The 8,076-nt window shown below is 63.8% G+C and carries 8 protein-coding genes; all 8 read right to left on the bottom strand.

What is annotated here, in order from left to right; translation table 11 throughout:
• The coding region (locus EN964_RS17095; RefSeq protein ID WP_164775851.1) for a branched-chain amino acid ABC transporter permease at nucleotides 1–505 on the bottom strand (505 nt) is incomplete at its 3' end.
• Between the two features lie 22 nt (nucleotides 506–527).
• Nucleotides 528–1,415, bottom strand: a complete 888-nt coding sequence (locus EN964_RS17090; RefSeq protein WP_127267609.1) for a branched-chain amino acid ABC transporter permease — start codon at nucleotides 1,413–1,415, stop codon at nucleotides 528–530.
• Nucleotides 1,416–1,422: 7 nt separating this feature from the next.
• Entirely contained in the window at nucleotides 1,423–2,133 is a 711-nt protein-coding gene (locus EN964_RS17085) for an ABC transporter ATP-binding protein (protein ID WP_127267608.1), read from the bottom strand.
• Nucleotides 2,126–2,905, bottom strand: coding sequence for an ABC transporter ATP-binding protein (locus tag EN964_RS17080; RefSeq protein ID WP_127267607.1), 780 nt, complete (start codon nucleotides 2,903–2,905; stop codon nucleotides 2,126–2,128). The genes EN964_RS17085 and EN964_RS17080 overlap by 8 nt, the downstream gene beginning before the upstream one ends.
• 12 nt (nucleotides 2,906–2,917) lie before the next feature.
• Nucleotides 2,918–4,126 (bottom strand): ABC transporter substrate-binding protein, encoded by a 1,209-nt coding sequence (locus EN964_RS17075; protein ID WP_127267606.1) that lies wholly within the window; start codon nucleotides 4,124–4,126, stop codon nucleotides 2,918–2,920.
• 205 nt (nucleotides 4,127–4,331) lie between these two features.
• The gene (locus EN964_RS17070; protein WP_127267605.1) at nucleotides 4,332–6,095 is read right to left on the bottom strand and encodes an ABC transporter ATP-binding protein; all 1,764 of its coding nucleotides are present in this window, start codon (nucleotides 6,093–6,095) and stop codon (nucleotides 4,332–4,334) included.
• Nucleotides 6,096–6,306: 211 nt separating this feature from the next.
• On the bottom strand, nucleotides 6,307–7,251 hold the full coding sequence (locus EN964_RS17060; protein WP_127267604.1) for an acetamidase/formamidase family protein: 945 nt from the start codon (nucleotides 7,249–7,251) through the stop codon (nucleotides 6,307–6,309).
• Nucleotides 7,241–8,076: ABC transporter substrate-binding protein (locus tag EN964_RS17055; protein WP_245490663.1), on the bottom strand; the 836-nt coding region annotated here is incomplete at its 5' end. The genes EN964_RS17055 and EN964_RS17060, both read right to left, overlap by 11 nt.

Raw genomic sequence — 8,076 nt, 5'->3', positions numbered from 1 at the left:
AATACATGTTCAGCGAGACGTTCAGGTCGAGGACGCCTAGCAGCATGCCGCGCGGCACACCTTGGATGCCATCCTCGCCTTGCGTGAACGGCGCCTGCACGCAGAAGAAGAAGAACATCTGCGACAGCGCCAGCGTGATCATGGCGAAATAGATGCCTTGCCGGCGAATGGCGAAGAAGCCCATGACGAAGCCAAGCAGGGCCGCACCCGCCATGCCGAGCAGAATGCCGGCTTCCGGCGGCCAGCCCCAGACCTTGACGGCATGCGCCGTGAAGTAGGCGGCGCCGCCGAAAAAGGTGGCGTGGCCGAACGACAGCAGCCCGGTGTAGCCAAGCAGGAGATTGAACGCACAGGCAAACAGCGCAAAGCACAGCATCTTCATCAGGAAGATCGGATAGACCAGGAAAGGCGCCACCAGCAGCGCCAGGATGCCGAGCCCGACCAGCGTCCATTCAAGCCGTGCCGACGTTTTGGCCGATGTCTCGCGAAGCGTCAGTTCCGACATGTCAGATGTCTCTTCCGACATGTCAGGCGTCCCTTCCGAACAGGCCGGCCGGCCGGACCAGAAGCACGATGGCCATGATGACGAAGACCACGAGGTTTGAGGCCTCGGGATAGAAGACCTTGGTCAGGCCCTCGGCAAGGCCAAGCATATAGCCGGTGACGATCGCGCCGAGGATCGATCCCATGCCGCCGACCACGACGACGGCGAAGACGACGATGATGAGATCCGACCCCATAAGCGGGCTCACCTGATAGATCGGCGCTGCCAGAATTCCGGCAAGCCCAGCCAACGCGGAGCCGAGGCCGTAGGTCAGGGTCAGCAGCAAGGGCACGTTGACGCCGAAAGCCTGGACGAGGCGGGGATTCTCCGTTGCGGCGCGCAGGTAGGAACCGAGCCTGGTCTTCTCGATCAGCGCCCAGGTTCCGAAGCAGACGATCAGCGAGGCGACGACGACCCAGCCGCGATAGTTGGGCAGGAACATGAAGCCGAGATTGGTGCCTCCCGAAAGCAGTGGCGGCACCGCGTAGGGGTTTCCCGAGACGCCGTAATAGTAGCGGAAGATGCCTTCGAGCACGAGCGCGAGGCCGAAGGTGAAGAGCAGCCCGTAGAGCGGGTCGAGATCGTACAGCCGCGACAGCGCCAGGCGCTCGACCACGATGCCGAAGACACCGACGATCAGCGGCGCAAGGATCAGCGCCGGCCAGTAGCCGATGCCGAGATAGGTGAGCAGCAGATAGCCGACGAAGGCGCCGAGCATATACTGGGCGCCATGGGCGAAATTGATGACGCGCAGCAAGCCGAATATGACGGCCAGGCCCAGGCTCAGCATGGCGTAGAACGAGCCGTTGATCAGGCCGACCAGCAACTGGCCGAGGAAGGCCTGAACGGGGATGCCGAAGATCATCGTCATGGCGCCATCATACACCCAGGACTTCGTGGAGCTGCGTCATGCGGTCCGGCAACTCGCCGACCGGGAACCCTGCCACCACCTTGCCGTGCTCCATCAGATAGAAACGATCGGCGACACGGCTGGCGAAGCGGAAGTTCTGCTCGACCAGCAGGATCGTCATGCCGCGCTTTTTCAACGTCGCCAGCAACGCGCCGATGCGCTGCACGATGACGGGAGCGAGCCCCTCCGTCGGCTCGTCGAGAAGCAGCATTTTCACACCCGTTCTCAACATGCGCGCGATCGCCAGCATCTGCTGTTCGCCGCCCGACAGCCTGGTGCCGGGACTGTTGCGCCGCTCCTTCAGATTGGGGAACAGATCGAATATCTCCTCGACGCTCATGCCGCCCTCGGCCACGACCGGCGGCAGAACCAGGTTCTCGTCGACGGTCAGCGTGGCGAAAATACCGCGCTCCTCCGGCACGAAGCCGATGCCCTGATGCGCGGTGCGGTGCAGCGGCAGCCGCATCAGATCCTGGCCGTCGAAGGCGATCCCGCCGGTTCGCTTGCGGATCAGCCCCATGATGGCCCGCAGCGTCGTCGTCTTGCCGACGCCATTGCGGCCGAGCAGTGTGACCGTCTCGCCGGAATACACTTCCAGATCGACGCCGTGCAGCGCATGGCCCTCGCCATACCAGGCGTTGAGGCCGCTGACGGCAAGCAGAGGTGCGGTACTAGTCATCGGCGGTGCCCATATAGGCGATCTTGACGCGCTCGTCGCGGCTGACCGTGGCGTAGTCGCCGGCGGCCAGCACCTCGCCGCGCTGCATGACCGTTATCCAGTCGCAAAGGTCGGCCACCACAGTCAGATTGTGCTCGACCATCAGCACGGCGCGATCCTTGGCCACCGAACGGATAAGGTCGGAAACCGTGGCCACGTCCTCGTGCCCCATGCCGGCCATCGGCTCGTCCAGCAGCAGCACTTTCGGATCGAGCGCCAGGGTCGTGGCGATCTCGAGCACGCGTTTCCTGCCATAGGAAAGGTCGCCGGCGAGCCTGTTCCTGGCGTCGTCGAGACCGACCGAGCGCAGCAATTCCTCGGCGCGCGGCGTCAGCCGGTCGAGCGCCGCCAGCGAGCGCCAGAACTGAACGCTGAGCCCGCCCGGCCGCTGCAGGGCGACGCGCACATTGTCGAGCACGCTGAGATGCGGAAAAATCGCCGATATCTGGAACGAGCGCACCAGACCCATTCGCGCGACCCTGGCCGGCGACGTGCGGGTGATGTCGTGGCCAAGCAGCTCGATCCTGCCGCTGGTCGGCGCCAGGAACTTGGTGAGCAGGTTGAAGACGGTCGTCTTGCCGGCGCCGTTGGGTCCGATCAGGGCATGGATGTTGCCATGGCGAACATCCAGATCGACGTTTTTCACGGCGATGAAGCCGGCAAAGTCACGCCGCAACCCGCGGGCGGAAAGCACCACAGGCGGCTCGTTCGCGCTCAGGTCAGTCGGCGCCATCGGCCGCGCCGATCACTGGCCGGCCGTCGGACAGCCGCTTTCCTTTTCGCTCAGGAAGGCCTCGTTGCCAGGAATGGTGGCGAGATATTTGTAGTAGTCCCACTCCTTGGTGCTCTCGGCTGGCGACTTGACCTGATAGAGGTACATGTCGTGGACCATGTTGCCGTCCGCCTGCACTTTGCCGTTGGTTATCGCGGCGTCGTCCACAGGCATCGAATGCAGTTGCTTGGCGACGGCTTCGGTCTCGTCCGTGCCGGCCTTGTCGATCGCTTTCAGGTACTGCGTCACCGCTGAATAGGTCGAGGCCTGGATCATGTTCGGCATGCGGTTGGTGCGCTTGAAAAAGCGCTGCCCGAATTCGCGGCTCTTGTCGTCGCGATCCCAATAATAGCCTTCGGTCAGCACAACGCCCTGCGCCGCTTGAAGGCCAAGCCCATGCACCTCGGCCAGCGTGAACAGGAGTGCGGCAAGACGCTGACCGCCCTGCACGATGCCGAATTCGGCCGCCTGCTTGATCGAGTTGGAGGTATCGAGGCCGGCATTGGCCAGGCCGATGACCTTGGCGCCCGACGATTGCGCCTGCAGCAGGAAGGACGAATAATCGGTCGATCCCAGGGGATAACGCACCTCGCCCAGCACCTTGCCGCCATGGCTCTCGACGAACTTGGTGGTCTGATCCTTCAGCGAATAGCCGAATGCATAGTCGACGGTGACGAAGAACCAGCTGTCGCCGCCCTGCTGCACGAGAGAGCCGCCTGTCCCAATCGCTTGCGAATGAGTGTCATAGGCCCAGTGGAAGCCATAGGGCGAGCATTGTTTGCCGGTCAGCTCCGTGGTCGCCGCGCCGGTGACGATGTCGATCTTCTTCTTTTCCTTGGAAATCCCCTGGACGGCGAGCGCCACCGAAGAGGTCGTCAGTTCCATGATGGCATCGACCTGCTCGGTGTCATACCACTGCCGCGCGATGTTGGAGGCGATATCCGGTTTGTTCTGGTGGTCGGCGCTGATGATTTCTATCGGCGCTCCCTGCACCTTGCCGCCGAAATCCTCGACCGCCATCTTGGCCGCCTCGACCGACCACTTGCCGCCGAAATCGGCGTAGACGCCCGATTGGTCGTTGAGGATGCCGATCTTGACCTTGCCGTCGGAAATTTCAGCGGCCGAGGCGGGGATCGCGGATACGGCGAGAAGTGCCGCGGAAACGAAAAGGCTTACCTTCATGGTTGACTTCCTCCCATAGCGATGAATCCGACCGACCCTCCTACGATCGATCATCGCAATGGTATTGAACATGAGGAAGATAGGGACAGAGGGCAAGAGGCCGTTAGGGATTTCGTGCTCGAAGCGATACGGTTTGGCGGCGGAACGCGAGCCTTGAGCACGAGATAGAGACACAAACACGTGAACCGCCGGCGGCAGTGCCGGCTCAGCCCTCGGCGGCGACGAGATGGCCGTTGCCGAAATCCCTCAGCGCCAGTTTCAACGGCGCCTCGCCGATCCTGCGGGTGGCGCTCGGGATCTCCTGGTCCAGGCGGGCGAAGCGGCTTCTTCGCTTGGCTGGATCGGGCACCGGCACGGCTTCGATGAGGCGTCTGGTGTAGGGGTGGCGCGGGTTGGAAAAGACCTGGTCGCGCGTGCCCATTTCGACGATCTGGCCGAGATACATGACGGCGACGCGGTCGGAGATGTTCTCGACCACCGCCATGTCGTGCGAGATGAAGAGATAGGCGACGCCGAATTCGCGTTGCAATTCCTTCAACAGATCGAGCACACGCGCCTGCACCGAGACGTCGAGCGCCGAGACGCTTTCGTCGGCGATGATCAGCTTCGGCCGCAGCGCAAGAGCGCGTGCAATACAGACGCGCTGGCGCTGGCCGCCGGAGAATTCATGCGGATAGAGATCCATCTGGTCAGCCGACAGGCCGACGCGCTCGAACAGCGCCGCGACACGCTGGCTGCGTTCTTGCTTCGAGGCGATGCCATGGATCAGCAGCGGCTCGGCGACGAGGTCGCCGACGCGCATGCGCGGGTCGAGCGAGGCGTAGGGATCCTGAAAAATCATCTGCACGTCGCGGCGCACAGCCTTGCGCTCGTCGCGGCCAAGGCCAGACAAATTGCGGCCGCCGATGACGACGCCTCCGCTGTAAGGCACCAGTCCGGCCAACGCCTTGGCGGTTGTCGACTTGCCGCAACCGGATTCGCCGACCAGCGCCAGCGTCTCGTTGGGCGCGATCGAGAAGGTCACGCCTTCCACCGCGTGGACGCGGCGGGTGACCCGGCCGAAGAAGCCGCCATGCAGGTCGAAGCGGACATGCAGGTCCTTGACCTCGGCGACATTGGCCGGCGCCGCCGCCTCGACATCCCTGGATTTCTGGCGGCCGATACCGCTGCCGATGCGCGGCACGGCGGCAAGCAGTTCGCGCGTGTAGTCGGCTTGCGGCCTGGCAAAAATGTCAGCGGTTCTTCCCTCTTCGACCATGCGGCCATGCCGCATGATGATGACGCGGTCGGCCATTTCGGCGACGACGCCCATGTCGTGGGTGATCAGGATGACGCTGGTGCCGTGCTGGCGCTGCAGGTCGCGCAGCAGCTCCAGCACCTCGCCTTGCACGGTGACGTCGAGGGCCGTCGTCGGCTCGTCGGCGATCAGCACGTCCGGCTCGAGCGCCAGCGCCATGGCGATCATCACCCGCTGGCGCATGCCGCCGGACAGTTCGTGCGGAAACTGCTTTAGCCGGCTTTCGGCCTCTGAAATGCGCACCGCCTTCAACGCCTCGATGGCGCGCTGACGAGCTTCGCCCTGCGACAGGCTGGTGTGTGCCTCGATGGATTCGGTGAGCTGCCGGCCGATCGACAGCACCGGGTTGAGCGAGGTCATCGGCTCCTGGAAGATCATGGCGATGCGGTCGCCGCGAATGCGCCGCATCCGGCGCTCGTCGAGAGTCGTCAGATCTGTATCGCCCAGATGGATTTTCCCAGACGATATGCGCGCCGCCGGCTGCGGCAGCAATTGCATGATGGCCAGTGCGGTCATCGATTTGCCGGAGCCGGATTCACCGGCAATGCAGAGCGTCTCGCCACGCGCCAGCGTCAGCGACAGGTCGGAGACGACCTCGCGCTCGCCGTCCTCGCCGCGCACGCTGACGCAGAGGTTGGCGATGTCGAGGACGGGTTTGGGGGTTGAGGTCATTGCAAAGGCAAAGTTCTGAGAGGTTTATTCCGGCACGCCCCCCTCTGTCCTGCCGGACATCTCCCCCTCAAGGGGGGAGATTGGCCGTCACGTGGGCCGGCGCTCCCCCTTGCAACATTAGAGATTGGCGAAAGCCGAAGTGACATCTGATCTCCCCCCTTGAGGGGGAGATGTCCGGCAGGACAGAGGGGGGTGCAGCGCCGACTTGACATCATTCAAACACGCAGCGCGGAAAATAGAACGACACCACCCAGTTCGGCATGTCGACGATCTCGCTGATCCTGAGATCGCCGCACACAGAGGCCAGCATATAGGCTTCGACCGGGTCGATCTTGTACCTCCCGGCGAGCAGGTCGACCATCTGCGCGACCGCTTCCCTGGCGCCCGCCATCAGGTCCGGGCCGATGCCGGTCGTCACCTCATAACCCTTGGCGTCGAGATGGCGCGTCACCGGGCCTGGCGTGGTGAAGCGCGGCGTCTTCAGCCTGGCATCCTTGACCAGATCGAGCTTGAGCACGACGTCCATCGGGCTTTCGATCGCCGTGCCGCAAACCTCGCCGTCGCCTTGCGCGGCATGGGTATCGCCGACCGAAAACAGTGCGCCCGCCACTTCCACCGGCAGGTACAGCGTGGTGCCGGCGGCGAGATCGCGGATGTCGAGATTGCCGCCGACGCGCCTTGGCGGCACCACCGAATGGTGGCCCTTTTCCGCCAGCGCGTTGCCGATGGTGCCGGCGAAGGCTTTCAACGGCACACGCGCATTTTTGCCGAACAGCGCCGGCTCGAGCGAGACGGCGTCGTATTTCCAGATGTTCAGCGCCGGCTCCTTGAAGTCGTCGGCGAGCAGCCCGAAACCGGGAATGTTGGCCGTCCAGCCGAAGCCGGATGGTTTGAACATCTCGATCGTCACCTTCAGTGCATCGCCCGGCTCGGCGCCCTCGACGAAGATCGGCCCAGTCACCGGATTGACGGTGGCGAAGTCGAGCCTGGCGACGTCGGCGACCGTGCTGTCGGCCTGCAACTGGCCGCCGGAGGAATCGAGGCACTGGAACTCGATGGTCGAGCCGGGCGCCACCCGCTCGGCCGGGACAAACGAATTGTCCCAGCCGAAATGATGTTGGCGCCCGTGGATGGTGTAGTCGCAGTTATTGCACATCTTTTACGTACACATTGTCGTAGTTGATCGGGATATGGACCGGGTCGACATAGAGGTTGTCGGCGCCGCCCATGCGCGTCGACTTCATGGTGAAGCGCTGCTCGTTGAAGACCGGCGCCCAGGGCGCGTCTTCCATCACCTTGTCGTAGATGGCGCTCCACATCTTGTCGCGCTCGCCGGCCTTGGCCGGGTCGACCACCGAGTCGGCCTCGGCCGCCTTGGCCTCGAGATCCTTGTTGCAGTACCACGACCAGTTCCAGCCGCCCGGCACCGCGCCGGCGCAGCCGAGGATCGGGCCGTAGAAGTTCGACGGATCCGGGAAGTCGGCGATCCAGGCCATGCCGCCGGACCAGATCATCGGTGCGCCGGCCTTGTCGCCGCCGGCGGCAATGACGTTTGCCTGAGCCAGCGACTGGATGCTGGCCTTGATGCCGATCGCCGCCAGATCCTGCTGGATCGCCTGAGCGATGCGCGGGTTGGGATCGGTGTTCATGGCGAACAATTGCGTGTCGAAACCATCGGGATGGCCGGCCTCGGCAAGCAGCGCCTTGGCCTTGGCGACGTCATAGGGATAGCCCTTGTACTCCTTGTCGTAGCCCGGCATCGACGGCGGCAGCGGCTGGTTGGCCGGCACAGCGCGGCCGTTGATGATCTGGATGATGCGCGCCTTGTTGATCGCCATGTTGACCGCCTGACGCACCTTCACATTGTCGAACGGCGCCATGGTGGTGTTCATGGTGACATAGCCGGTGTGCAGCTGGCCGCCTTCGACGACGCGCGCCTTCTGCTCCGGATCGGCCATCACCTCCTGGAATTTTGCCGGCG

This window comes from Mesorhizobium sp. M7A.F.Ca.CA.001.10.2.1 (assembly GCF_003998575.1).
GTDB lineage: Bacteria > Pseudomonadota > Alphaproteobacteria > Rhizobiales > Rhizobiaceae > Mesorhizobium.
Note: the sequence above shows the minus strand (reverse complement) of the source record. Positions and strands in the feature narration are given on the sequence as shown.

Excerpts from the sequence above, each read along its gene's own strand:
- EN964_RS17060 (WP_127267604.1), bottom strand. The coding sequence starts at position 7,251 with ATGTGCAATAACTGCGACTACACCATCCACGGGCGCCAACATCATTTC.
- EN964_RS17075 (WP_127267606.1), bottom strand. The coding sequence starts at position 4,126 with ATGAAGGTAAGCCTTTTCGTTTCCGCGGCACTTCTCGCCGTATCCGCG.
- EN964_RS17080 (WP_127267607.1), bottom strand. The coding sequence starts at position 2,905 with ATGGCGCCGACTGACCTGAGCGCGAACGAGCCGCCTGTGGTGCTTTCC.
- EN964_RS17085 (WP_127267608.1), bottom strand. The coding sequence starts at position 2,133 with ATGACTAGTACCGCACCTCTGCTTGCCGTCAGCGGCCTCAACGCCTGG.
- EN964_RS17090 (WP_127267609.1), bottom strand. The coding sequence starts at position 1,415 with ATGACGATGATCTTCGGCATCCCCGTTCAGGCCTTCCTCGGCCAGTTG.
- EN964_RS17070 (WP_127267605.1), bottom strand. The coding sequence starts at position 6,095 with ATGACCTCAACCCCCAAACCCGTCCTCGACATCGCCAACCTCTGCGTC.